Here is a 23,482-nt window from a genome sequence, read left to right on the forward strand (position 1 = left end):
GTCCCTGATAAGTCATGCCAAAGTAAAAATAACCACACGAAAGTGTGGTTATGTTTAAAGGTGCTACATCAACGAGTGGTGCTCGTTGTCGTCGTGGTTGTTGTACCTGTATTTGCCCCGTCACCACCGCCAGAAGCGGCAACACCGAGGCCCACTAACGCGCCGAGTGCGCCGATACCCACAGCGGTAGACGCGCCGGCAGAGACGGCTCCCGCCTGCGCGCCAGCTGCGGCACCCGCTTCTTCCGGCGCCGCAAAAGCGCTGGAAGAGACAGCAACGTAAAGTAAGGCTGCACCTGCAACCATGAGTTTTTTCATAACGACATTTCCTGCATTAAGTGAATGAAGGATCTCTCTCCCTGAATCATTAATGTTGCAGGACGGCGGCACGCGGCTGAATACGCCAGATCATGCTCAAATAAGCGTCGGGAGTAAGCGAGCAATGCCAACGCACCTGCGACTTCAATGACAATAGGGATCGCCCTTTGCGGGCGCGTTCAGTATAAGGCAACAAAATACCAGAGTTCAGCGATTGTAAAAGCCAACGGAAGGGCAGTGGATAAACGCTAATAATGGAGCCAGTTTAGTATTAATCGCTTTTAAAATCGGTTGATTAAGCTATATAGCCAGATATATGTCGGGTGCCGGAAATATTGCAAAGGGTTTTGTTCTATTTTATTAATAACTGGCCCTGAACAGGGATTATCAGATTTTACTGAGGATGGATAAAATACAATTATATTATTTATCAAAGGATAAGGGTGGCGGTGCGTTGATTTTAGATCCAGTTTTAATAGAGTTTTCGCTGTCAGGAAAACAGCAAGTTCAGAATTTACTGAGGGTATTTTAAGAATTATCTAACCGGTTATTGCTCTGAGAGTGGTGAATTTGTGATGGGATCTGCTGTTTTTGACGATAAAAAGGCGGCAATGATGCCGCCCTGGAAAAAGGACAGTAAATTAACGCCAGGATTTATAGCGATTAATTAAGGCATTTGTGGAACTGTCATGACTTTCGATTTTATCGTCATTTTCCAGCTCTGGCAGAATACGGTTCGCCAGTTGCTTACCTAATTCCACGCCCCACTGATCGAAAGTGAAGATATTCAGGATTGCGCCCTGGGTAAATATTTTGTGCTCGTACAGCGCAATCAGTGCGCCAAGGCTGAATGGCGTAATTTCACGCAGCAGAATTGAGTTGGTTGGACGGTTACCTTCAAATACTTTAAAGGGCACGATGTGCGCAACCGCGTCAGCAGATTTACCGGCATCGGTAAACTCTTTCTCCACCACTTCACGCGACTTACCAAACGCCAGGGCTTCGGTCTGGGCAAAGAAGTTCGACAGCAGCTTCGGATGGTGATCGGCCAGGGCATTATGGGTTATGGCGGGTGCGATAAAATCACAGGGAATCAGCTTAGTGCCCTGGTGAATCAACTGATAGAACGCGTGCTGTCCATTCGTACCCGGCTCGCCCCAAATAATTGGGCCGGTCTGGTAATCCACCGGATGGCCTTCGCGATCAACATATTTGCCGTTGGATTCCATGTTTCCCTGCTGAAAATAGGCAGCAAAGCGGTGCATATATTGGTCGTAGGGCAGAATAGCTTCAGTTTCAGCACCAAAGAAGTTGTTATACCAGATACCAATCAATGCCAGCAGTACCGGTAAGTTTTGCTCAGCAGGGGTATTAGCGAAATGCTTATCCATCGCGTGCGCGCCGCTCAGCAGCTGCTCGAAATTATCGAAGCCGACAGAAAGAATGATCGACAAGCCAATCGCTGACCACAGTGAATAGCGGCCACCCACCCAATCCCAGAATTCGAACATATTGTTGGTGTCGATACCGAATTCACCCACCGCTTTCGCGTTGGTCGACAGCGCCGCAAAGTGTTTTGCAACGTGCTGCTGATCGCCTGCTGTTTTCAGAAACCAGTCGCGTGCGCTGTGTGCATTGGTCATGGTTTCTTGCGTGGTGAAGGTTTTAGAAGCCACCAGGAACAGTGTGGTTTCTGGGCTAAGGTCTTTCAATGTTTCGGCAATGTGCGTGCCATCAACGTTGGAGACAAAATGCATATTCAGATGATTTTTATACGGACGCAGGGCTTCGGTCACCATAAAAGGGCCGAGATCCGAGCCACCGATACCGATGTTTACGACGTCAGTAATCGGTTTGCCGGTGTAACCTTTCCATTCGCCGCTGATAATGCGCTCAGAAAAGCCTTTCATCTTATCCAGTACCGCGTTCACTTCCGGCATGACGTCTTTGCCATCAACCACGATTGGCGTATTGCTGCGGTTGCGTAGCGCAACGTGTAGCACTGCGCGATCTTCCGTGCGGTTAATTTTTTCGCCGGAAAACATGGACTTGATGGCGTCGCTCAGTTCAGTTTCTTTTGCCAGCGCCTGTAATTTATCAAGGGTTTCCTGGGTGATGCGGTTTTTTGAATAATCCACCAGCATCTGATCATCAAAGGTGGCAGAGAATTTGGCAAAACGATCGGCATCCTGGGCAAATAAATCGGCGATTTCTACCGTTTTCATTTGTTCAAAATGCTGTTGCAGCGCTTTCCAGGCTGCGGTTTGTGTCGGATTGATATTTTTCATGGCAACACTCTTGTTGATATTAAGAACCGTCATTCCATCGGGGTCACAGCGTACCCGCTTAGCATTTCAGTATGACCACAGTTGCAACTGAAAGGAAAAAGTTTGTCATCGCAGTGATTGTGCAGGTATCACATCGTGCGGTGTTGCGTCCGGTCAGCTGCGATTTTTCAATAAATTTATCTGGTGCGAATTTCGGCATAATGCGCGGTGAAATCGTGATGCATTTTGACTGGTTTGCTGCGAATGCCTCTTGTGCCGCATCATAAAATACCGCGCTGAATGAACCCATTCAGCACTCTACTCACTGCGGCACAATGAAATTTATCTCCGGGTGCGCAGAAAGTGAAAATTCCTCAAAGCATCGTCGTTGACAGCAAAGCCAGAAACCGATATTTATACGCGGCTACTTGCGCGACTAAGCGTAAGCCAGAAGAGGCGCGTCGCCCAGGCAGTGTGTTGGAGGAACCGTATCCGGTGAAAACACATCAGGGGGAGCGACGCCGAGGTGGGCAACATACGGTGTGTTGTCTGTCGGCTGCAGGGGCTGAATCCCCTGGGTTGTCACCAGAATCGTTCGCAGTCGGACGTTTCGCAAGGTGGGGCGCTTCTGGGTGACTCGTCTACCCGATCTGGTCTGCCCGTTTCTGCTCTTCCCTTGTGCCAAGGCTGATAGAATGTCTCTCGTCCGCAGTTGAACGTGCGGGAGCAAAATAACCTGACACGAGGTCATAACATGTCTCAAACTCTGATTGTGGCAAAATTTGGCGGCACCAGCGTTGCCGATTTTGATGCCATGAACCGCAGCGCCGATGTGGTGCTGGCCGATGCTAATACGCGTCTGGTGGTCCTTTCCGCCTCCGCAGGCATCACTAATCTCCTTGTTTCTCTCGCCGAAGGTCAGGAACCCTCGCAACGCGTCTTTCTGCTGGACGAGATCCGCCGTATTCAATATGCCATTGTCGATCGCCTGCAGCGTCCCGATGTGATTCGTGACGAAATCGACCGTATGATTGAAAATATTGCCATGTTGTCTGAAGCTGCCGCGCTGGCGACCTCCGCCGCATTGACTGATGAACTGGTCAGTCATGGTGAACTGATGTCAACGCTGCTGTTTGTGGAAATTCTGCGTGAACGACAGGTCAACGCTGTATGGTTCGATGTGCGTAAAGTGATGCGCACCAGCGATCGTTTTGGGCGTGCCGAACCTGAAGTGGATGTGCTGACAGAACTCACCATCACGCAACTTAAGCCACGCCTTGAACAAGCGCTGGTGATCACCCAGGGCTTTATTGGTAGCGAAAGCAAAGGGCGTACCACGACATTAGGCCGTGGTGGCAGCGATTATACCGCCGCGCTGTTAGGTGAAGCGCTGCACGCTGCGCGAGTGGATATTTGGACCGATGTACCCGGCATTTACACTACCGATCCACGCGTAGTGCCAACGGCGAAACGTATTGACGAAATTACCTTCGAAGAAGCCGCAGAGATGGCGACCTTTGGTGCCAAAGTGTTGCATCCTGCCACGTTGCTGCCAGCGGTTCGCCGGGATATTCCGGTATTTGTCGGTTCAAGCAAAGATCCTTCAGCAGGCGGAACCCGTGTCTGCAATACAACCAAAAACCCGCCGCTGTTCCGCGCACTGGCGCTGCGTCGTAAGCAAACTCTGCTGACGTTACATAGCCTGAACATGTTGCATACGCCAGGCTTTCTTGCCGAAGTGTTCAGCATTTTGGCACGCCACACTATCTCGGTAGATTTGATTACCACCTCCGAGGTGAGCGTGGCGCTGACGCTTGACACCACGGGCTCAACCTCAACCGGCGACAGTCTGCTGACACAGGCATTACTGACCGAGTTATCCTCGCTGTGTCGGGTCGAAGTGGAAGAGAACCTGGCGCTGGTGGCGATCATCGGTAACAACCTGTCTAAAGCCTGCGGAGTGGGTAAAGAGGTGTTTGGTGTGCTCGATCCGTTTAATCTGCGGATGATTTGCTACGGGGCCAGCAGTTACAATTTGTGCTTCCTGGTGCCTGGTGCGGACGCAGAAAGTGTCGTGCGTACGCTGCATCACAATCTTTTCGAGTAAGCGGAAAGATTTTTTGCAAACAGCGAAGCCGGGCCTGGCCCGGCTTTTACGGTTGCACTAACCGCTGCTCCGCTCGCTGAATAATTTCAACACGCTAAAAGAACGTTATACCAAATTCCGCAACAGCAGAGGCGCTGGTTAAAGCCAGCCATTATTGTGGCAATAAGTGGTGTGATCTACCGTAGTTTACGGGGAAAAGTAGCGTAATTCTGGTTATTTCAGGACATCGGCAGCAGTCGATCCGCATTTTCCCCGGTGACACCATTCCCGCCTTACGTCGTGATAACGAAATGTTATGATCCTGTGCTAGCTTCAGCAGCCGTTCCTGCGAAGCGTGTTCTATGGCAAACCTGCTTAAAAACATAACATTCTTATAAGGAAGTCTGGCCATGCTCGCCACCTTAACCCGCCTGTTCCCTCTTTGGGCTGTGCTGTTATCTGTCGCCGCTTATGCTACTCCCAACACCTTTCTCGGCATCGGTCCGTGGGTAACTTACCTGCTCATGCTGATTATGTTCGGTATGGGTGTCACGCTCAATATCGATGATTTCAAGCGTGTGCTGGTACGTCCGGCTCCCGTGATTGCTGTTACGTTTCTGCATTATCTGGTGATGCCGCTGGCTGCCTGGGGGCTGGCAAAACTGTTTCATATGCCATCTGATTTAGCTGCAGGGATGATTCTGGTGGGCAGTGTTGCCAGTGGAACGGCATCTAACGTGATGATCTATCTGGCGAAAGGTGATGTTGCGCTGTCAGTCACCATCTCCTCTGTTTCTGCACTGGTGGGCGTTTTTGCTACCCCGTTGCTGACGCGTTTCTATGTCGACACACATATTCAGGTCGATGTGGTTGGCATGTTGTTGAGCATAGTGAAAATCGTGGTCATCCCGATTGGGTTGGGGCTGATTATTCATCACGCTATGAACAGCGTAGTCCGCCGCGTTGAGCCTTATCTACCGGCGTTCTCAATGGTATGTATTTTGTTGATCATCAGCGCGGTCGTTGCGGGCAGCCAGGGCTTTATTGGCTCGGTTGGGTTGATGGTGATCGCTGCGGTGATTTTGCACAATGCGATTGGCCTGCTTGGCGGTTACTGGGGAGGCAAACTGTTTGGCTTTGATGAATCCACCTGCCGCACGCTGGCGTTAGAAGTGGGTATGCAGAACTCTGGCCTGGCCGCAACGCTGGGTAAACTGTACTTCTCTCCACTGGCCGCGCTGCCGGGCGCCCTGTTTTCGGTATGGCATAATCTGTCTGGCTCATTGCTGGCGGGTTACTGGTCAGGCAAGCCGATCAAGAAGAAATAAACGGTGAAAAACGGCGTGTCTTAAACCGACACGCCGTTTTTTTATTCGTCATCCCGTTCATCATCCGGTTGTTCTAATACCGTGTAGGCCGCAGTACAGAACAGCGAATTCAATCGCTTCATATCGCCCAATAAACCCAGATGTAGCGAACTGGTTTCAATGCTTTGTACATTTTGCTGATGCAGGCGATCGACATGCGCATGCGAATAACGGCGAATTTTCAGACGGAAACGATGTTTGGCGCGACGCAGACGTCTGGCGCTGGTGGTATCGTGGGATAAGAACACCGATAAACTCAGGCGCAAATTGGCAACTAATTGCTCCTGTAGCGTCTCTAATTCCCGTAATCCTTCAGCCGAAAAAGCGCGCTGCGCGGCAAGGGATTTATCGGCGACATCGCCGCTCATGCGCTCAATGATGTCTCCGGCCTGCTCCAGGTTCAGAGACATTTCAATGATTTCACCCCAGCGCCGTGAATCTTCCTCCGATAAATCCTCTTTTTGCATGCGTGCCAGATACAGTTTGATAGCGGTGTACAGCACATCAACATCATCATCCAGCCGCCGCACGGTACGTTCCTCGCGCGGCTCGCCGTGGATCACCTTGCTAAAAGCATCCAGCATCTGTTCTAACACATCGCCAATACGTAACGCCTCGCGCGCGGCATTCACCAGCGCCAGCGTTGGCGTGTCCAGCGCGCTGCTATCAAGGTGCTTTGGTTTCAGACGCAGCCCGGTTTCTGCATCGTCAGCGATCAGGCGACGGCACAGGCGCGCCATCGGCTCGGCAAAGGGCACCAACACGACGCAGCGAATCACGTTGTAGAACACGTGGAAAAAAATCACGAGTTCTTCGTCATTAACGGGCAATTTCTGAAGCCATATCGCTGCGATATTGACGAAAGGTAGAATGAGAAGGCAGCCCAGCAGTTTAAACAGCAGGCTTCCCAGGGCAACGCGCTTACCCGCTGCGTTGGAACTACTGGCATTCAGCATTGCCAGTAATCCGCTGCCAAGATTGGCACCAATCACCAGGCAAAGCGCCACTTTGAATGAAATTACGCCGGTAGCGGTCAGCGTTGCGGTTATCAATACCGCCGCGAGACTGGAATAGCTGATGATGGCAAACACCGCACCAATCAAGGCATCCAGCATGATGTCGCCCGTTAACGAAGAGAACAACACTTGTACGCCCGAGGCTTCAGTGATCGGACGAGCGGCTGCAACAATAAGCTGTAAGGCCAGCAGGATCAGGCCGAGACCAATGCTGGCACGGCCTAACTGCCCGGCACGCGACTGTTTGCGGCCGAGGAAAAACACCACGCCAAAAAAAATAAATAGCGGTGATAGCCATGACAGATCAAACGTCAGAATCCGTGCCATGATTGCCGTACCCACATCTGCGCCCAGTACCACCACTAAGGCGGGCGTCAGGCCGACCAGATTTTGCGCGACAAAGGAAGTCACCAGCAGGGTGGTCGTGTTGCTGCTCTGCACCAGGGCGGTAACGCCAATGCCGGCAAGAAACGCCATCGGTTTCTTTTCAATACTGCGGCTGAGCACACGACGCAAATCAGCGCCATACACGCGCATAATACCGCTGCGTACGATATGCGTTCCCCATACCAGCATCGCCACGGCAGAAAGTAAATTAAGCAGAGTTAACACGTATAGATGCTCCTCGACCATCCGGCTTTATGCAGCACAGACTGCCAGCCTGACGGAGAATGCAATCTGTGAAAAGTCTATTTTTCCTGTGTTTTAAGTCACCTGGCGTAACCTCAATACCTTTAACTGTAGACCAGTCTGTTTTTTTGTAGCGTGCTATTCCGTCGCGGGACAAGCCAGCACGCCCACTGAAGGTTCTCTCGCTTGCCCGAAGCGGAAGCGAATCACCGACTGGGGATACAACGGCACGGCACCGCCGTTTTGCCTGAATCCTTGCCTGAGTGGTAGCGCCGACCTGACATATTGTGCCCGGCCGTTCTGATTGACTGATTCGCATCAACCTGCGATTTATCAAAGCAGGTAATTATCTGCGAATATAGCCACTGCGCTACGTTGCGTATTGCGTTGAGAGCGCAGTCGTATTGTGATTTCTGTCACACTAACGCATGATGGCTGGAGCAATTAAATGACTTTGCCGGGGCGCAAAAATGAGCGAAAAAAACACCACGGGGCGCTACTTTGCCAGTGCATTGCAATGGGTACTCAATTTAGGCCTGATGATTCTGGCGATTATTTTGGTGGTGTTTCTCGGTAAGGAAACTATCCATTTAGCCACGGTGTTATTCAGCACGGGCGAGCAGGCATCATCCTATCTGCTGATTGAAGGGGTAATGACTCCAACTTACTGATAGTGTTTTATGTTCAGATAATGTCCGATGACCTTGTCATGCAGCTCCACCGATTTTGAGAACGACAGTGACTTCCGTCCCAGCCTTGCCAGATGTTGTCTCAGATTCAGGTTATGTCGCTCAATGCGCTGAGTGTAACGCTTGCTGATAACGTGCAGCTTTCCCTTCAGGCGTGATTCATACAGCGGCCAGCCATCCGTCATCCATACCACGACCTCAAAGGCCGACAGCAGGCTCAGAAGACGCTCCAGTGTGGCCAGAGTGCGTTCACCGAAGACGTGTGCAACAACCGTCCTCCGTATCCTGTCATACGCGTAAAACAGCCAGCGCTGACGTGATTTAGCACCGACGTAGCCCCACTGTTCGTCCATTTCAGCGCAGACAATCACATCACTGCCCGGTTGTATGCGCGAGGTTACCGACTGCGGCCTGAGTTTTTTAAGTGACGTAAAACCGTGTTGAGGCCAATGCCCATAATGCGTGCACTGGCGCGACATCCGACGCCATTCATGGCCATATCAATGATTGTCTGGTGCGTACCGGGCTGAGAGGCGGTGTAAGTGAACTGTAGTTGCCATGTTTTACGGCAATGAGAGCAGAGATAGCGCTGATGTCCGGCAGTGCTTTTGCCGTTACGCACCACGCCTTCAGTAGCGGAGCAGGAAGGACATCTGATGGAAATGGAAGCCACGCAAGCACCTCAAAATCACCATCATACACTAAATCAGTAAGTTGGGAGCATTACCGATTGAAGGGATTGTTATCTATTTCCTTTATTTCGAATTTATCGCCCTGATTGTGAAGTACTTTCAGTCGGGCTATCACTTTCCATTACGTTATTTTGTTTATATTGGTATCACAGCCATTATTCGCCTGATTATTGTCGACCACAAAAAACCATTTGATACGTTGTGCTATTCGGCTGCGATTCTGGTGCTGGTGGTGACGCTGTGGCTGGCGAACAGTCACCGACTCAAACGCGAATAATACGCGTGTTATTGTGTATAAGGAGAGGTGTTCACTTGTCATCTCTGCGTTAAACTAGCGCCCTACAAATTATGAGGAGTGGTGCTATGTCGCAAGATTCGCTCAGTCTGTTACGTGCGCTCAACTGGTTCTCACCAACAGAACCGGCACTTTCGCCCGCGCTGCTGGACTGGTTGATGGAAGAAGATTCTATGACGCAGCGCTTTGAGCAGCATTGTCAGCGGGTGACGGTGCAACCGGTGCGTGAAGGCTTTATTGACAGCAGTGAGTTAGCCGATGAGCAAGCATTATTCTTACAGGATAAACGCTTTTGGTTACGTGAAATCATTCTGTTCGGTGATGGCGTACCCTGGCTGGCAGGTCGCACCCTGGTGCCGGAGAGTACCCTGAACGGTCCGGAAGCCATGTTACAACAGCTGGGTACGCGTCCACTTGGCCGCTATCTTTTTTCTTCTTCATCTTTGAGCCGCGATTTTATCGAGCCAGGAAAAGTGAATAACTTATGGGGTCGTCGCTCGCGCCTGCGTTTGTCCGGCAAGCCGCTGCTGCTCACTGAACTGTTTTTACCGGCGTCGCCGCTTTATCGCGTCCTGGATTAAGGATTTTTGCTGTGCAAAAGGCATTAAAAATAAATAAGTTGCAAGTCTATAGCCGCTTGATGCGTATTGATAAACCCATTGGTACTCTACTGCTAATGTGGCCGACGCTGTGGGCATTATGGCTGGCAGACATGGCCGTTCCGCCCCTTTCCGTGCTAGTGGTTTTCGTGCTGGGTGTCATTGTGATGCGCGCTGCGGGTTGCGTTATTAATGATTACGCCGATCGCAAAGTCGATGGTCACGTGCAGCGAACGCAAAACCGCCCGCTACCTAGCGGCGCGGTGAATTCAAAAGAGGCTAAGATGCTATTTATCGGTTTAGCATTCGTGGCGTTTGTACTGGTGCTGACCATGAATCTAATGACGATCCTGTTGTCCGTCGTGGGATTAGCCCTGGCCTGGGTCTATCCCTTTATGAAGCGTTACACCCATTTGCCGCAGGTGGTTTTAGGCGCCGCATTCGGCTGGGCCATACCCATGGCCTGGGCAGCAGTGAGTGAGTCCTTACCATTGGTTTGCTGGCTGGTATTCATTGCGAATATGTGCTGGACTGTCGCTTACGACACGCAATATGCCATGGTTGATCGCGAGGATGACTTAAAGATTGGCGTGAAATCAACAGCGATTCTGTTTGGACGTTTTGACAAGCTGATTATCGGCCTGTTGCAGCTGGCAACGTTGGTTTTGCTGGCATGGGTGGGCCTGTTTCTGCAATTAAACGGTGCATTTTACTGGTCACTGCTGCTGGCAGCAGTGCTGTTTGTGCATCAACAAAGACTGATTGCTCAGCGTGAGCGCCAGCCTTGCTTCCAGGCATTCCTCAATAACAATTATGTTGGACTGGTACTGTTCCTTGGCGTGCTTATGAATACGCCGCCGTTTAATCACTTCTTTTGATCAGCTCAAACAGTAAAAACCCGCCTTTATAGAAGGCAGCTTTGATTGTACCCCATAGGGGGTGTACTAAAAGCCATAAACAGAAGTTTCTGACTGTTCTGTAAGATTTAAATCCAAAGACAATAAGGCAGAGCCAAAACCTATTGATGACTACGCTCACAGGACGCGGTTTTCAGTTAGCAATAAAAAAACGACCTGCAAAACAGGTCGTTTTTTCTTTGGCTCTAAATATGCCAAAGCGTTTAGTCGTGTGCGACCGCGCTTTCAATCGTCAGGCGCACATCGCTGGTGACTAAATCAGCCAGTATGAGCCAGGTCGCCCGCGTTTGCGTCACGTCAGCATCACCGCTGTCACTGATATATCCTTCATCGCGTAACGTCAACACTAATGAAGTAAAGACCGCTTTGTCAAAGAATTCCGGCGCATTGATGCCATGCAAAACGGAAAGGCGTTGAGCCAGCGTGCGGCTCTCTTTTTCCAGCGTGCCACGGTTAATTGCGGGCCTGGCGCTTAGAATCGAGAAAGTAATGGCGTAACGTTGCAGTGTTTCTCGTATACCGGCAGCCAGTAGTTGCAGGGTACGATACCGCGCAGCGGTAAAGCGCAGCTGACCGTTTTCGGTGGTAATCAACCCCTGACGCGCCAGCTCCTGACAGAAGTCAGACAGGAGCTGCGGTAATTCATCTGTTTGCCAGCGCAGGAACAACTCGCTCTTCAGCATCGGATAAATCAGGCTAACCTGGCGCAGCAGCTCGGCTTCGCTCAAACCAGGATGCTGCTGGATGATTGCAGCAATCAGCGATGGCACGACCAGCATGTGATGAATATTGTTACGGTAATAGGTCATCAACACCGCCTGCTCACGCGGCAGGATAATGATGTCGCCGATATTGTCCTTTTCGCTTTCAAACTTATTCATTCCCAGCGCATGGTCAAGCAGCGCTTCGGCCGAAAGATCCGGCAGGGTGGAATGTGGCGAGTAAGGGACGTTGCGCAGCAGTTGGGTATAACATTCAAGCTGTTCGATTAACTGCTCACGCGTTAAGGAGCGCTGGCGTGAAGCAAGCAGTGCCGTAACGCACAAGTTCATTGCATTAGCCGCGCCCGCTTCATTAATACGTACCATCAAACGCGCAGCAATATCGTTTACCGTCGGTGTTAACCAGCTGGGACGCTGAGGCTCTATCGGATCGACAGCATCACGCCACTCGGGTACACGCTTGTTAAGATAGTTAACCAGCGGCAGGGGTTCGCCAAAATTAACGTAACCCTGACCCAGATTGCGCAACTTACGCAGGCCGCGCACCATCTGCATAAAACCTTCTTTTTCCTTGGCCGCGCCACGTAGTTCTTTGGCGTAAGTGCCCACTTCCATCACGTGTTCATAGCCAATATAAATTGGCACCAGCGTGATCGGACGATTACCGCCACGCAGCATCGCCTGAAGCGTCATTGCCAGCGTACCGGTTTTCGGGTCCAGCAGGCGTCCAGTGCGCGAACGCCCGCCTTCAACAAAATACTCAACCGAATAACCGCGGGTAAACAACTCGCCCAGATATTCACGGAATACGGTGGAATAGAGTTTATTGCCTTTGAAGGTTCGACGAATAAAGAAGGCGCCGAGTCGGCGAAAAATCGGGCCAGCAGGCCAGAAGTTGAGATTAATGCCCGCCGCGATATGCGGCGGCACTAATCCTTGATGATAAAGCACATAAGACAGCAGCAGATAATCCATATGGCTGCGGTGGCAGGGCACATAAACAATTTCGTGGCCATCTTGCGCCAGCTGACGAACGCGTTCGCCGCCGTTCACGTTAATGCCTTGATAGAGGCGGCTCCACAACCAGCCCATGACACGATCGGTAACGCGAATCGCTTCATAGGAGAAGTCGGCCGCAATTTCTTCCATCATCTCAACCGCATTTTGCTGCGCTTTTTCATGAGAGATTTTTTTGCTGCGTGCTTCATCTTCAACCGCTTTCTCAATGGCTTTTGATTGCAACAAGCGACTGAAGAGATCCTGACGGGCTGGCAAGCGCGGCCCAATTGCAGCCAGACGCTGACGAGCAAAGTGTATACGCGCGACGCGTGCCAGCTTCTGAGCGATAGATTGATCGGTGCCATGCTCGGTCGCCATACGGCGCAGCGAAACGGTAGGAGAGAAACGCACAAAACTGTCACGCCCGTGCCAGACTACCGCGAAGAATTTTTGCACGCCATTCAATACGCGCAAATGCGGTGTATCTTCACCCTGAACCTCGCGGCCAGGCGCACGACCAAACATAACCGTCACCGGTAGCATTTGAATATCGAGATCGGGGTTATTGCGGTGTAAATCGAGATAATCATGGAAGATCTTGACCGACTCAACACTCGGCACGAAATAGGGAAATACGCGCGGCCCGTCGTGAATAAAAACGTGGCGTGGCAGCAGTGTTCCATCAATCTCCAGCGGAGAGAGGGGATCAGGGAGATCGTGTTTAATACACTGCGCGCGTAAAGTCAGTAAGTCGGCCTTCGAATCGTAAGGCAGAACATACATAATGGGCCGGGTAGGGTCCAGCCCATGTTCAGAAACGGGATCGGCCGGAATGGCCTTACTCTTTACCAAAAACGAAAGTGGTAAATTCAGTAATTTATAATAAAGTTTACGCCAACCTGACATAGACAACATGAAGCCTCTTGTTAGCAAAGCGCCGCAAGCATACCAGAAAGTGCAGCGAAGATCTGTGGTGGTGCCAACGGCACGCAGCCCAGACATTGACGTCAATTCATTGAAAGGGTTCCCATCACATGGCAAATAATGCCGTCGGTTTTATCAGAATAGTGAAAGCTGCCGGTTATTCGTGGCAAGGACTGCGCGCCGCATGGCGACACGAGGCGGCCTTCCGCCAAGAAGCGATTGCGGCTTTAATTGCGATCGTCGTGGCTTGCTGGCTGGACGTAGACACAATAACCCGCGTATTAATGATTGGTGCCGTGGTATTCGTCATCATTGTTGAAATCCTGAATAGCGCCATTGAGTCGGTGGTTGATCGTATCGGACCAGAACACCATCCACTGGCGGGGCGAGCAAAAGACATGGGTTCAGCTGCTGTATTGCTGAGCATCATACTGGCCGTTTTTGTTTGGATCGCCTTGCTTTGGTCGCATTTGCGATAGGCTTTCCAGAAGCTGTCAACCGGCTGATTATTCCCCCACTTTCGGTTTCCATTTCGCCAATACCTGTATATACTCACAGCGACTGTATAAACAACCAGGGGGCGGGATGAAAGCGTTAACCAGCAGGCAGCAGCAGGTCTATGACCTGATTCGCGATCACATTAATCAAACAGGCATGCCGCCAACGCGTGCAGAAATCGCCGCGCAACTGGGCTTCCGTTCACCTAATGCGGCAGAAGAACATCTCAAAGCATTAGCGCGTAAGGGCGTAATTGAGATTGTCTCTGGTGCTTCCCGTGGGATCCGCCTGTTAATGGAAGAAGAGGCCTCTGAAGGTTTGCCGTTAATTGGCCGTGTTGCCGCCGGTGAACCCTTGCTGGCACAAGAGCACATCGAAACGCATTACAAAGTCGATCCTGATCTGTTTAAACCGGCAGCAGATTTCCTGCTGCGCGTCAGTGGTATGTCAATGAAAGACATTGGCATCATAGACGGGGATTTACTGGCAGTGCACAAAACGCAAGACGTGCGTAATGGACAGGTGGTTGTCGCGCGTATTGATGATGAAGTCACGGTAAAACGCTGGAAAAAACAGGGTTCTGTTGTGCATCTCCTGCCAGAAAACAGTGAATTCGAACCAATTATAGTCGATACGCGTGCTCAATCGCTGACAATTGAAGGCTTAGCGGTTGGTGTAGTTCGTAATGGTGAGTGGCTGTAATCCTGCGTTAGCCGCTTCCGTTCGTTGATCCTGATGCTATTCTGTCTGCCCACGTTTCGCCGCTGCTGTTTTAACTGTTGATGCAGCGGCTCTGAGCACGGATCTGCGAATGCGTTTTCTGACTGCAACCGATAAAAATCTTTGGCGGCTGGCGCTGCCCATGATCCTTTCTAATATCACCGTTCCACTGCTTGGGCTGGTCGATACCGCTGTTATTGGTCACCTTGATAGTCCGATTTATCTCGGCGGCGTAGCCGTTGGCACCACGATCACCAGCTTCCTGTTTATGCTGTTACTTTTTTTACGCATGAGTACCACCGGTTTAACAGCGCAGGCTTTTGGTGCAAATAACAAAGCTGCGCTGGCGCGCGCGCTTACGCAGCCGTTAATGTTGGCGCTGCTAGCCGGAGTAATATTTATTTTTCTACGCGATCCGGTTAGCCAACTCGCTACGCGTTTGATCGGGGGGAATCCCCTGGTACTGGAGCAGGCGACGCTGTTCATCCACATTCGCTGGCTTAGCGCCCCCGCGACGCTGGCAAACCTGGTCATCCTGGGCTGGCTGCTTGGCGTCCAGTATGCCCGGGCACCGGTGATCCTGCTGGTGGTAGGGAATCTGGTTAATATTCTGCTCGATTTATGGCTGGTGCTGGGGTTGCATTGGGAAGTAGCGGGTGCAGCGACAGCAACCGCATTAGCGGAATACGTAACGCTGGCGGTAGGCATCGCGATGGTATGGCGCGTATTAGTGCTACGCGGCATTGATATGGCTTTGATTAAGCAGAGCTGGCGTGGCGATATGGGCCGTCTGTTAAGGCTTAATCGCGACATTATGCTGCGTTCGCTGATGCTGCAACTCTGTTTTGCTTCGCTGACAATGTTGGGCGCACGTATTGGGCCTGACGTGGTGGCTGTTAATGCCGTACTGCTGATGTTTATTACTTTCACCGCTTACGCTCTTGATGGTTTTGCCTATGCTGTAGAAGCATTTGCCGGTGAAGCGCATGGCGCAAAAGACGGCAGTAAATTAATGCGTGTCTGGCATGCTGCCTGTCGTCAGGCGCTGCTGGTCGCAATCATTTTTTCACTGATTTATGCCGTATTTGGCGTACAGATTGTCTCTTTGCTGACCTCTATCAATGCGCTCCGGCTGATGGCCGATCGCTATTTGGTGTGGCAAATTATCATGCCGCTTATTGGTGTTTGGTGTTATTTGCTGGATGGGATGTACATTGGCGCAACGCGTGGACGCGAAATGCGCAATAGCATGACTATTGCAGCGCTGGGGTACTTTGTCACTTTGTTCACTTTACCCTGGTTAGGCAATCATGCTTTGTGGCTGGCTGTTATGGTGTTTCTCTCCTTACGGGGCCTGACGTTATGGCTTATCTGGCGTCGTCACTGGCAACGCAAAACCTGGTTTTCTGTCTGACGTTATTAATCAAAAATTTGAGCCAGGTTACAAAATAATCTGTATTGTTCCAGCAAACCTCCTGTTTCTTACTATAATTATCTTTCAACAGCGCAATTAACCAGCGCTTTATATCGGGATTGTCTCGCAATACGCGATATATAATGAAACCTAAGGATGACTGGAGGTCTGCAATGAATCACGACGAAACGAGTGGTAACTGGAAGCAGTTCAAAGGGAAAGTAAAAGAAAAATGGGGCAAGCTGACAGACGATGATATGCAGGTTATCGAAGGTAAACGCGATCAGCTTGTTGGAAAAATTCAGGAACGTTATGGCTACGCTAAGGACGAGGCGGAAAAAGAAGTGACTGACTGGGAAGGCCATAATAAAGACTATCGCTGGTAATTAAACCTGTTTGATAACGATGCTCCTACCCCCGGTACGCTCATGCCGGACAGGCACAAGGATGTGCCATTTATCCTTTTTTTCCTCGCTTTTTAACGTCGGCTTGATGATCATGTTCACAACTTTCATGATGCGTACAGGCTTCAACTTCAACGCAATTTTCACATAACCCATGTGCTTCAATAACGCTATGACGCAGCGTAAAATGGGCTTCGTTAGCCAGTGTCCCGATAATGGCCTCTATACCCTGCGCATGTTTTTCAATCACTACTGCACAACGCTCACACACCAACATGACTGAAGTATGAGCCGGCGCTTCAAAATGATGGCACATCACATAGCTATTATTAGATTCAACGCGATGGATAAAACCTTGTTCAAGCAAAAAATCTAAGGCGCGATAAACGGTTGGCGGCTTTGCTTGTGGCTCGCTTACGCGCAGTTGATCAAGCAAATCATAGGCGCTAATTGAACCTGGCTGTTCAGCCATCAGACGCAACACTTCCGCACGCTGGGCAGTTAAACGCACGCCGCGTTGCAGGCACAGTATTTCTGCCTGGGACATAATTTGCTCTGACGTCATCGTCGACATGAAAACTCTCCGCTAGACAATTAATGTTATTTTATCACACAAAATTATCTTACGCAGAGGTTGCTTTGTGAGCGCGAAATACGCGTTTTATCAATAATCTGATGTTTAATTTTTAGGTTTTGCTGCACTTTCTGTTACAGCTGTTCCATTCAATGACAGCAGGTTACAGGGTTATTCGCTGTTTTGCTTTGCATCTCATGGAGTTAAGAAGTAATGTTCAAAATTACTTAATAAATGACTGGTACTGTAACGTTTTCCCTACACCATTTTTAACAATAACAATGCATATCTGATAGAAAAATATTCAATCTTTTGAATTGAGACACTGTTTCCTTTGAATTCACAGCAATAACGCGTTAGCCGACATTCACAATAGTGCTAACAACCTATTCAGTCGTTGAATGCTTCGACGGCACTTTTCACAGGCGATGGCAGACAAATGGTGAAAAAATTCGTTCAGCGCTCAGCGCTGGTTTATCCCGCTGTATTGAATGCACTGTTTCTTTCTTCTTCCGCTATGGCGGCAGGTACATGGTACGACGCGCGTAACGATGCAATGGGCGGTACGGGGGTTGCTTCATCAACATATGGATCGGCGGTACTGGCAAACCCGGCATTAATGACCAAAGCTAAACCCGATGATAAAGTCAGCATTATTTTCCCGTCTGCTGGTGTGCAAATTACCGATAAAGACCATCTGGTCGATAAAGTTGATGATATTTCCGATACGGTCGATCGCTATCAGAATGTTATTGATAATCTGACTTTTGCCGACTACTTACGCGGTTATCCCGAATTGAAAGCTGCGTCAGGCGATGTTGCCAATAAACTGAGCGACTTACGCGGTAATAAAGCCGATGGTAGCGCAGGTGTCTCTTTAGCGGTCACCCATGCCTGATGAAAACTTTCCTTTCGCTTTTGTGACTAAAGCCTACGGAACTGTGCACGCTCAGGCAAACGTTGCACAGAGCGATATTGACTATTTGCAAGGTGTGGCAAACGGTACCGTCATTCCTGTGGCTGGCGATCAGGATAATTTGCGGTCCAGCGCTAATGGCCTTGCGGCTTTGGTTACTGATTACGGGATTTCCGTCGCGCATGAATTCACTATTGCCGGTCAACCTGTTTCAATTGGCGTAACACCAAAGCTTCAGAAAACCTGGTTATATAACTATACCGATAGCCTTTACAACTACGATAAAAATGATATTAACAGTTCGCGTTATCGCCGTTCTGATACCGGTTTCAACGTTGATGCAGGGCTGGCAACAACCTTTGCTGAAAACTGGACCTTCGGCCTGACCGGACAAAACCTGATTTCACGCGATCTTGATACTAAAGAAGTGAATGGGTATCGCGACACCTATCAAATCCGACCTTTGGTAACGACAGGACTCTCCTGGGACAAAGGGCCTTTCACCCTGACGGGCGACGTGGATTTAACCGAAACCAAACGCTTTAAGTCAGAAGGCAACAGCCAGTATGCCGCTGTTGGCGGGGAGTATCGCGTGTTGGACTGGTTGCAGTTACGTGCCGGGTATCGTGCAGATATGCGCTCAACCGATGAGAATGTAGTGACCGCAGGTTTTGGCCTGTCACCCTTTAACAAAGCGGTACATTTAGATCTGGCCGGTTCGGTGGGCGAAAACAACACATGGGGCGCGATGATGCAGCTCGGTTTTAATTTCTGACGTGTCAGAGTGAACAGAGGAGGGGGCGATGCCATATCGCCCCGCCTTGTGATATTCTTGCGCAGAATAACATCACTCTTAACCACCGGATTTCCTGCGCTTCATGACCGATACTTTCTCTCCGCAACGCTTTTCTGTCGCCCCCATGCTCGATGGGATTTACTACAAATAAAAATCAATAAGTTATGTTTTTGTGGGGTGCTATAGGGGTGCTGAATGGGGGGTTACTGCATTCTTTTAAGTTCTTCCTTCGCTTCTTTCCTCCTTTTATCAATGAACTCTGCCAGATCGCTGACGTGAACCATGCGAGGGGATTTCTGGCTGTCACCAATACGGAAAGTGGGTAATGGCAGATCGCCGCATCCAGCCTTTTTATCCGCTGTTGCGGGTTTCATTCCAAGATAACGTTCAGATATGTCGGCCAGCGGAATTGTTGAGGTTTCAAACTCCGCCATCAGCAAAAACATAGTATTCATTTCAAACCTCGCTTTCTCATTGCCTCAAGCAGAATGTCCTGCACTTCGCGTTTTGAATCGCGCCGCTGCATTACCAGTTCGTCTACGGTATCGGCGGCGATAATATGGTGTAACCAGACCGGACGGTTATGCCCTGCCTGTATCTGGCGCGTTGGCCCTATACGTTCGATAATTTGCTGGTATTGCTCCAGATCCCACCAGTGGGAGAAAAACGCCAGTATGTTGCCGCCGTCCTGTAAGTTCAGGCCGTGGCCTGCGCTGGCAGGGTGAGCAAAAAGGACAGGTATTTTTCCGGCGTTCCAGTCGCGCAGCGTCTGCGGATCGGAATCAAGCTGTTTACCCTTCGGAAAGGCTTTCAGTAAACGGGCTAAATCACTTTTAAAGTGGTAGACAACCAGCACCGGCATACCGCCAGATTCGGCAATCACGCTTTCCAGCGCCTGTAATTTGGCGTCGTGGATTTCTGACCAGGTACCTTTGTCGTCGGTATAGACGGCACCGCTGGCGATTTGCAGACACTTCACCGTTTTAGCGGCGGCGTTCTGCGCTTCGATGTCGGTGCCGTCCAGTTCCAGAAACATCTGTTTTTCCATTTCCTGGTACTGTTGCCGTGCCTTTGCTGGCATCTGCACCCGGATAACGTTGTGGATCGGTTCCTCAATATCAAACCAGTCGGCGGCATCCAGTGAGATAGTTACATCGCGTAGCGCTGCCTGCATTTGCTCCTGCGCAAAGGGGCGTGGTTCCAGCTTTGACCACTGCTGGCCGGGAAACTGAATGTTGTTGAACCAGCGAGAAGTGAATGCGCCAAAGGTTCGCCCCAGACGCTGGCCCTGATCAACAAACCATGCCTGGCCCCACAGGTCGATCAGGCCATTCGGTGCAGGTGTACCGGTAAGGTTCATCCAGCGGTGTGCGTGCTTATGCGCTACCTTAGCCAGGGCCGCTGCGCGTTTGCCGCCCTGACGTAACCGGAATGACTTTAACCGGGTGCTCTCGTCGGCGACCACGGTACCGAATGGCCAGCGCTCACCCAGCGTTTCAACTAACCAGACTAAATTGTCATAGTTGGTGGTATAAACGCTGGCATTGGAGTTTTGCAGCGCCGCCAGCCGTTCTTTGACTGTGCCGACAATCGGCTGCATCTCAATGTTGCGTAGATGATTCCATTTATCGACTTCATCCGGCCATGTTGACCGCGCGACACGCAGGGGGGCGAGAACCAGAACCGGTTGCGTTTCGGCCCCGCACATAAAGAGATCTTCCAATGTGGTGAGCGTCGCCAAACTTTTCCCCATACCCATGCCAGCCCACACGTTACAGCGCGGATTATTAATGAGGAAATTGGTTATTAATTCCTGATAGGGCCTTGGGGTATATGGCTTCGCCACGTCAGTACCCCCGAATAACTTTTCGCCTTGCCAACATTTCGGCATGGTGTAGTTTGACGTGTTCGCTTTGTGTCATTACCACAAGGTTTTCTGGGCGATTATCGCGTTTATCATTATTAATATGATGAACAATTTCTCCCTTACGTAGTGGTCTGCCTAACATTTTTTCCGCTACCGTTCGGTGTTCGTGTCGTTGTGATATTTTGCGGTAGCTGTCTTTTATTCCTCTATCCAGAAGTGCTTTACCAGAATTCATTTTTCCACGTCTTGTCTGTTCTTCTCTACTCAAAAGCCGGGTATGGTGTCCGTGTTTGAATGTGTAAGCTGTTAAGCCACCACAGCCACACGCACAGGGTTTCAGTTTCCTTTCCTGTTTGAGCCAGCCATAATGCTTTTGGCATCGGCCTTTGGCATGTACAGGCGAGGTGCAACCATCGAAATAGCATATTTTTAGCATGAGAAAGACCTCATAATTTAATATGTTTTATTTTTAATTTGGCGGCGTTAAGCCGCCGACAGGATTATTTAGCGGTTAATTGCAGATTTTCGCATCGTCGTGCTATTACCGAAACGCAGGCTTCAATTATTTTTTGATGCTGCTGAATTGATATTTTTCCCCAGCCATACTCTTTAAGCACATTGGGTAAATTATCCGGCGTGGCGGTAATTGCGTCAGGATGCATTATCTTTGAATAGGTAACCTGGCCGTGTTCGATCGTGATCAGCAGTCTGGCGTTAACTCCCGCCAGCGCAACAATATCGGGGTTACCTGCTATAACTTTGTTAACATGGTGTCGGCGCAGATATTCATGCCGGGCGAAGACAGCATCCTCTATCGTTGGGTAAACGCCAACGTAGATATTTTTTCCATCGATATTTACCTGTGCTGAATAGGGATTTTTACGGCTATTGCATCGGTAAACACCAGAAGGGAGGTTTTCTTCGGTAACTATCGGTGCCGGTAACTCCTGCGGTATTTCCTTATCTATCAGGTCAAGCACCCATTTACGAAACTCCTTCGCAACCGGAGTGCTGGCGAACATAGCTATCAGATGTGCGCCACGCAGGGAGAAAACTCTAACTTTTTTATGCTGTAACCCATTGATTTTGCCGCTGGTGGTCAAACTGACCACCAGTGACATGCAGGGGGTAAACTCGTCTTCGTTTCGGGTATAAATTTTGGTTACGCTACGGGTGTCGGCGTATTCCAGCGCAATTGCCAGCGTGGCAGCAGTAAACCAAGACTGGCCTTCGTGTTCGATAGCTTCGAGGGTGTGGGATCTGAAAATGAGTTGGGTTGCCATATTTGGCCTCCGTAGAATTTTAGTTGAGATCACCAGTTAGTAGCTGGTGACCGGGTGTCAACTAGAGCTTCTACGAGGCTCCGGGCATATTCCCCTTGCGGGTATTGTATTAACGCCTCTCCACCCGGTCTTTGTTCGGATGTTTACGCCAAATTGCAGGCATAAAAAAGCCGCAAAGCTGTCGGGTGCGGGTGACCGCGTAGATTTCTAGTGCGGTTAGGCTACGACAGGTTAAACGGCAATGTCAAATGGAGTTTGAAAAATTTCGTAAGTTAAGGCTTGTAACCCAATCTGATAAGGATTTCAGCGTTGACGGATCTCATGTTGTCTTTCGCTGCCTGTTTGAGTTCTTTAAGCAGATCGTCGGGTATACGCAGTTTAAATTGTGCCATCTCACGCGCACCTTTCATAATTTGTTCTCCTGTTCAAGGCTTTCACGTAGCCGCCTTGTGATCTCGGCGGTCAGTGTTCTGTCGTTATCAGAAGCTATTTTCTCCAGCGCATCCTTTAATTCTTGTGGGATGCGTACCCGCAGTTGTGGATCTTCGCGTTTACTCACAATATTCCCTCCAGATTTTTGCTATCCAGCACCACTACGCTAAAACCCAGCGCCTGAAGTCGCTCATGTTCGCGCAACTGTTCGGGCCTTGGTTTCTCGCCGGGGGCTTTGCACTCAATGAATACCGCCCGACCACCGGGTAGCAGTACCAGCCGATCTGGCACTGCACGGCGTCCGGGGGATACAAACTTGTAGGCGATGCCGCCAGCCTTTTTCACTTCCGCTACCAGGTGCTTTTCGATGGTGGATTCACGGATGTAGGCCATCGGTAACAGCCTCTTTCAGTTGTTCCCGCCCGATCTGCATCAGGCAAAAGTCGGAGCGATTTTCGCTCCACTGCTGATTGATTCCGTTGCGTGATAAGCGGCTGGCTTTTGTCCATACCTTTGCAGCGCGGCGGTAATCGCCCTCGCGCTCGATTTGCGCAGCCTCACGCGCAGCCCGGTAATACAAGGGGCTGTCATAATTTCTAAAAGACATAAGGGTTATTCCGGGAAAAAAGCTCTTTAAAAAAGAGCGTTCACTTCAGTAGGATTTTTTTTTAGAAGATGTTGTAAAGCTTAAATAAACTCGTTTCCTGATTTAATTATTTCTATCCCCATTTCTTTTAGGCGTGTCTCACCGGATGATGTTATACCCCCCTGCATTATTTTTGAGGAACTTTCCTGATTACCTTGATAATCTTGGGGGTTACGTAAACAATCCATTAGTAAACGGGTGGTAATAGCAGAAGGCCCCAGATTTCTGTTCACTTTTGCTGCCATCTGCGCGACTTTTATGGTTTCCAGCGGTTGGTTTTTGATTGACACAATTTCTTTGATAATGACAGCATTCTCTTGTTGTGCGGGGCTTAAACGCGCATCAGGAACATGCTGATATTTAACTCCCTTCGTGTTGTCGATATTCATGTATCACCTCTTCAATGTCGGTT

The 23,482-nt window shown here is 50.0% G+C and carries 24 protein-coding genes, 3 pseudogenes and 1 riboswitch; of the genes and pseudogenes, 11 read left to right on the top strand and 16 right to left on the bottom strand.

The window, feature by feature from the left end:
• Positions 1 to 68: 68 nt before the first annotated feature.
• From yjbE to H2P46_RS15135, 3 genes are all read right to left on the bottom strand, one after another.
• A complete protein-coding gene (gene yjbE, locus H2P46_RS15125) occupies positions 69 to 317 on the bottom strand; it encodes an exopolysaccharide production protein YjbE (RefSeq protein ID WP_193405782.1) in 249 nt (82 codons plus the stop codon).
• A gap of 641 nt (positions 318 to 958) precedes the next feature.
• Entirely contained in the window at positions 959 to 2,605 is a 1,647-nt protein-coding gene (pgi, locus tag H2P46_RS15130) for a glucose-6-phosphate isomerase (protein WP_193405783.1), read from the bottom strand.
• Positions 2,606 to 2,663: 58 nt separating this feature from the next.
• Positions 2,664 to 2,894, bottom strand: coding sequence for a hypothetical protein (locus H2P46_RS15135; protein ID WP_193405784.1), 231 nt, complete (start codon positions 2,892 to 2,894; stop codon positions 2,664 to 2,666).
• A gap of 133 nt (positions 2,895 to 3,027) precedes the next feature.
• Positions 3,028 to 3,220, top strand: a riboswitch (Lysine riboswitch).
• Between the two features lie 118 nt (positions 3,221 to 3,338).
• Here H2P46_RS15135 and lysC point away from each other — a divergent pair.
• Both lysC and panS read left to right on the top strand, forming a co-directional pair.
• The gene (gene lysC, locus H2P46_RS15140; RefSeq protein WP_193405785.1) at positions 3,339 to 4,691 is read left to right on the top strand and encodes a lysine-sensitive aspartokinase 3; all 1,353 of its coding nucleotides are present in this window, start codon (positions 3,339 to 3,341) and stop codon (positions 4,689 to 4,691) included.
• A gap of 389 nt (positions 4,692 to 5,080) precedes the next feature.
• Complete coding sequence (gene panS, locus H2P46_RS15145) at positions 5,081 to 5,998, top strand: ketopantoate/pantoate/pantothenate transporter PanS (RefSeq protein ID WP_193405786.1); 918 nt, start codon at positions 5,081 to 5,083, stop codon at positions 5,996 to 5,998.
• A 41-nt stretch (positions 5,999 to 6,039) separates the two neighbouring features.
• Here the strand turns inward: panS and H2P46_RS15150 are convergent, their stop codons facing one another.
• On the bottom strand, positions 6,040 to 7,665 hold the full coding sequence (locus H2P46_RS15150; protein ID WP_193405787.1) for a sodium-dependent inorganic phosphate transporter: 1,626 nt from the start codon (positions 7,663 to 7,665) through the stop codon (positions 6,040 to 6,042).
• A 488-nt stretch (positions 7,666 to 8,153) separates the two neighbouring features.
• On the opposite strand from H2P46_RS15150, the pseudogene H2P46_RS15155 reads away from it, so the two are divergent.
• Positions 8,154 to 8,339 (top strand): annotated as a pseudogene (locus tag H2P46_RS15155) (phosphate-starvation-inducible protein PsiE); the annotation flags it as partial.
• An 8-nt stretch (positions 8,340 to 8,347) separates the two neighbouring features.
• On the opposite strand, the gene H2P46_RS15160 reads toward H2P46_RS15155, so the two are convergent.
• Positions 8,348 to 9,045, bottom strand: a protein-coding gene (locus H2P46_RS15160; RefSeq protein WP_239952247.1) for an IS1 family transposase whose coding sequence is annotated in 2 segments (ribosomal slippage) — positions 8,348 to 8,796 and positions 8,796 to 9,045 — 699 coding nt in all. Because the reading frame shifts where the segments join, the coding sequence is not laid out codon by codon here.
• 56 nt (positions 9,046 to 9,101) lie between these two features.
• Here H2P46_RS15160 and H2P46_RS15165 point away from each other — a divergent pair.
• The 3 genes and pseudogenes from H2P46_RS15165 to ubiA form a co-directional block, all read left to right on the top strand.
• A pseudogene (locus H2P46_RS15165) lies at positions 9,102 to 9,341 on the top strand (phosphate-starvation-inducible protein PsiE); the annotation flags it as partial.
• Positions 9,342 to 9,427: 86 nt separating this feature from the next.
• The gene (gene ubiC / locus H2P46_RS15170) at positions 9,428 to 9,940 is read left to right on the top strand and encodes a chorismate lyase (protein ID WP_193405788.1); all 513 of its coding nucleotides are present in this window, start codon (positions 9,428 to 9,430) and stop codon (positions 9,938 to 9,940) included.
• Between the two features lie 11 nt (positions 9,941 to 9,951).
• Positions 9,952 to 10,836 (top strand): 4-hydroxybenzoate octaprenyltransferase, encoded by an 885-nt coding sequence (gene ubiA / locus H2P46_RS15175; protein WP_193405789.1) that lies wholly within the window; start codon positions 9,952 to 9,954, stop codon positions 10,834 to 10,836.
• Between the two features lie 242 nt (positions 10,837 to 11,078).
• Here the strand turns inward: ubiA and plsB are convergent, their stop codons facing one another.
• Positions 11,079 to 13,502, bottom strand: coding sequence for a glycerol-3-phosphate 1-O-acyltransferase PlsB (plsB, locus tag H2P46_RS15180; RefSeq protein WP_193405790.1), 2,424 nt, complete (start codon positions 13,500 to 13,502; stop codon positions 11,079 to 11,081).
• Positions 13,503 to 13,630: 128 nt separating this feature from the next.
• On the opposite strand from plsB, the gene H2P46_RS15185 reads away from it, so the two are divergent.
• From H2P46_RS15185 to H2P46_RS15200, 4 genes are all read left to right on the top strand, one after another.
• Positions 13,631 to 13,999 carry a diacylglycerol kinase gene (locus H2P46_RS15185; RefSeq protein WP_193405791.1) on the top strand — a complete coding sequence of 123 codons (369 nt, stop codon included), beginning with the start codon at positions 13,631 to 13,633 and terminating at the stop codon, positions 13,997 to 13,999.
• Between the two features lie 106 nt (positions 14,000 to 14,105).
• A complete protein-coding gene (gene lexA / locus H2P46_RS15190; RefSeq protein WP_193405792.1) occupies positions 14,106 to 14,720 on the top strand; it encodes a transcriptional repressor LexA in 615 nt (204 codons plus the stop codon).
• A gap of 109 nt (positions 14,721 to 14,829) precedes the next feature.
• A complete protein-coding gene (dinF, locus tag H2P46_RS15195) occupies positions 14,830 to 16,152 on the top strand; it encodes an MATE family efflux transporter DinF (protein ID WP_193405793.1) in 1,323 nt (440 codons plus the stop codon).
• Between the two features lie 173 nt (positions 16,153 to 16,325).
• Positions 16,326 to 16,538, top strand: a complete 213-nt coding sequence (locus H2P46_RS15200) for a CsbD family protein (RefSeq protein WP_193405794.1) — start codon at positions 16,326 to 16,328, stop codon at positions 16,536 to 16,538.
• A gap of 70 nt (positions 16,539 to 16,608) precedes the next feature.
• Here H2P46_RS15200 and zur read toward each other — a convergent pair whose 3' ends face one another.
• Complete coding sequence (gene zur / locus H2P46_RS15205) at positions 16,609 to 17,130, bottom strand: zinc uptake transcriptional repressor Zur (protein WP_193405795.1); 522 nt, start codon at positions 17,128 to 17,130, stop codon at positions 16,609 to 16,611.
• A 439-nt stretch (positions 17,131 to 17,569) separates the two neighbouring features.
• On the opposite strand from zur, the pseudogene H2P46_RS15210 reads away from it, so the two are divergent.
• Positions 17,570 to 18,821 (top strand): annotated as a pseudogene (locus H2P46_RS15210) (conjugal transfer protein TraF).
• A gap of 224 nt (positions 18,822 to 19,045) precedes the next feature.
• On the opposite strand, the gene H2P46_RS15215 reads toward H2P46_RS15210, so the two are convergent.
• The 9 genes from H2P46_RS15215 to H2P46_RS15255 all read right to left on the bottom strand — a co-directional run bounded on the left by H2P46_RS15215 (position 19,046) and on the right by H2P46_RS15255 (position 23,459).
• Positions 19,046 to 19,297, bottom strand: a complete 252-nt coding sequence (locus H2P46_RS15215) for a pyocin activator PrtN family protein (RefSeq protein ID WP_193405796.1) — start codon at positions 19,295 to 19,297, stop codon at positions 19,046 to 19,048.
• Complete coding sequence (locus H2P46_RS15220; protein WP_202987484.1) at positions 19,294 to 20,733, bottom strand: SNF2-related protein; 1,440 nt, start codon at positions 20,731 to 20,733, stop codon at positions 19,294 to 19,296. The genes H2P46_RS15215 and H2P46_RS15220 overlap by 4 nt, the downstream gene beginning before the upstream one ends.
• Positions 20,690 to 21,145 (bottom strand): HNH endonuclease signature motif containing protein, encoded by a 456-nt coding sequence (locus H2P46_RS22815; protein ID WP_202987485.1) that lies wholly within the window; start codon positions 21,143 to 21,145, stop codon positions 20,690 to 20,692. The genes H2P46_RS15220 and H2P46_RS22815 overlap by 44 nt, the downstream gene beginning before the upstream one ends.
• Positions 21,146 to 21,209: 64 nt before the next feature.
• On the bottom strand, positions 21,210 to 21,992 hold the full coding sequence (locus H2P46_RS15230; RefSeq protein ID WP_193405798.1) for a BRO-N domain-containing protein: 783 nt from the start codon (positions 21,990 to 21,992) through the stop codon (positions 21,210 to 21,212).
• 272 nt (positions 21,993 to 22,264) lie between these two features.
• Entirely contained in the window at positions 22,265 to 22,402 is a 138-nt protein-coding gene (locus tag H2P46_RS15235; protein ID WP_193405799.1) for an Arc family DNA-binding protein, read from the bottom strand.
• Positions 22,399 to 22,551: an Arc family DNA-binding protein gene (locus H2P46_RS15240; protein ID WP_193405800.1), complete on the bottom strand. Its 153-nt coding sequence runs from the start codon at positions 22,549 to 22,551 to the stop codon at positions 22,399 to 22,401. The genes H2P46_RS15235 and H2P46_RS15240 overlap by 4 nt, the downstream gene beginning before the upstream one ends.
• A complete protein-coding gene (locus H2P46_RS15245; RefSeq protein ID WP_193405801.1) occupies positions 22,548 to 22,817 on the bottom strand; it encodes a PDDEXK family nuclease in 270 nt (89 codons plus the stop codon). The genes H2P46_RS15240 and H2P46_RS15245 overlap by 4 nt, the downstream gene beginning before the upstream one ends.
• Entirely contained in the window at positions 22,801 to 23,031 is a 231-nt protein-coding gene (locus tag H2P46_RS15250) for an ANR family transcriptional regulator (protein ID WP_193405802.1), read from the bottom strand. The genes H2P46_RS15245 and H2P46_RS15250 overlap by 17 nt, the downstream gene beginning before the upstream one ends.
• Before the next feature lie 80 nt (positions 23,032 to 23,111).
• On the bottom strand, positions 23,112 to 23,459 hold the full coding sequence (locus H2P46_RS15255) for a hypothetical protein (protein WP_193405803.1): 348 nt from the start codon (positions 23,457 to 23,459) through the stop codon (positions 23,112 to 23,114).
• Positions 23,460 to 23,482 lie beyond the last annotated feature (23 nt).

The organism is Mixta mediterraneensis (assembly GCF_014946725.1).
Classification (GTDB): domain Bacteria; phylum Pseudomonadota; class Gammaproteobacteria; order Enterobacterales; family Enterobacteriaceae; genus Pantoea; species Pantoea mediterraneensis.

What these genes read in the sequence shown, in the direction of transcription:
- yjbE (WP_193405782.1), bottom strand. Translation starts at nt 317, where the DNA reads ATGAAAAAACTCATGGTTGCAGGTGCAGCCTTACTTTACGTTGCTGTC.
- pgi (WP_193405783.1), bottom strand. Translation starts at nt 2,605, where the DNA reads ATGAAAAATATCAATCCGACACAAACCGCAGCCTGGAAAGCGCTGCAA.
- H2P46_RS15135 (WP_193405784.1), bottom strand. Translation starts at nt 2,894, where the DNA reads ATGGGTTCATTCAGCGCGGTATTTTATGATGCGGCACAAGAGGCATTC.
- lysC (WP_193405785.1), top strand. Translation starts at nt 3,339, where the DNA reads ATGTCTCAAACTCTGATTGTGGCAAAATTTGGCGGCACCAGCGTTGCC.
- panS (WP_193405786.1), top strand. Translation starts at nt 5,081, where the DNA reads ATGCTCGCCACCTTAACCCGCCTGTTCCCTCTTTGGGCTGTGCTGTTA.
- ubiC (WP_193405788.1), top strand. Translation starts at nt 9,428, where the DNA reads ATGTCGCAAGATTCGCTCAGTCTGTTACGTGCGCTCAACTGGTTCTCA.
- plsB (WP_193405790.1), bottom strand. Translation starts at nt 13,502, where the DNA reads ATGTCAGGTTGGCGTAAACTTTATTATAAATTACTGAATTTACCACTT.
- H2P46_RS15185 (WP_193405791.1), top strand. Translation starts at nt 13,631, where the DNA reads ATGGCAAATAATGCCGTCGGTTTTATCAGAATAGTGAAAGCTGCCGGT.
- lexA (WP_193405792.1), top strand. Translation starts at nt 14,106, where the DNA reads ATGAAAGCGTTAACCAGCAGGCAGCAGCAGGTCTATGACCTGATTCGC.
- dinF (WP_193405793.1), top strand. Translation starts at nt 14,830, where the DNA reads ATGCGTTTTCTGACTGCAACCGATAAAAATCTTTGGCGGCTGGCGCTG.
- H2P46_RS15200 (WP_193405794.1), top strand. Translation starts at nt 16,326, where the DNA reads ATGAATCACGACGAAACGAGTGGTAACTGGAAGCAGTTCAAAGGGAAA.
- zur (WP_193405795.1), bottom strand. Translation starts at nt 17,130, where the DNA reads ATGTCGACGATGACGTCAGAGCAAATTATGTCCCAGGCAGAAATACTG.
- H2P46_RS15215 (WP_193405796.1), bottom strand. Translation starts at nt 19,297, where the DNA reads ATGAATACTATGTTTTTGCTGATGGCGGAGTTTGAAACCTCAACAATT.
- H2P46_RS15220 (WP_202987484.1), bottom strand. Translation starts at nt 20,733, where the DNA reads ATGCCGAAATGTTGGCAAGGCGAAAAGTTATTCGGGGGTACTGACGTG.
- H2P46_RS22815 (WP_202987485.1), bottom strand. Translation starts at nt 21,145, where the DNA reads ATGCTAAAAATATGCTATTTCGATGGTTGCACCTCGCCTGTACATGCC.
- H2P46_RS15230 (WP_193405798.1), bottom strand. Translation starts at nt 21,992, where the DNA reads ATGGCAACCCAACTCATTTTCAGATCCCACACCCTCGAAGCTATCGAA.
- H2P46_RS15235 (WP_193405799.1), bottom strand. Translation starts at nt 22,402, where the DNA reads ATGAAAGGTGCGCGTGAGATGGCACAATTTAAACTGCGTATACCCGAC.
- H2P46_RS15245 (WP_193405801.1), bottom strand. Translation starts at nt 22,817, where the DNA reads ATGGCCTACATCCGTGAATCCACCATCGAAAAGCACCTGGTAGCGGAA.
- H2P46_RS15250 (WP_193405802.1), bottom strand. Translation starts at nt 23,031, where the DNA reads ATGTCTTTTAGAAATTATGACAGCCCCTTGTATTACCGGGCTGCGCGT.
- H2P46_RS15255 (WP_193405803.1), bottom strand. Translation starts at nt 23,459, where the DNA reads ATGAATATCGACAACACGAAGGGAGTTAAATATCAGCATGTTCCTGAT.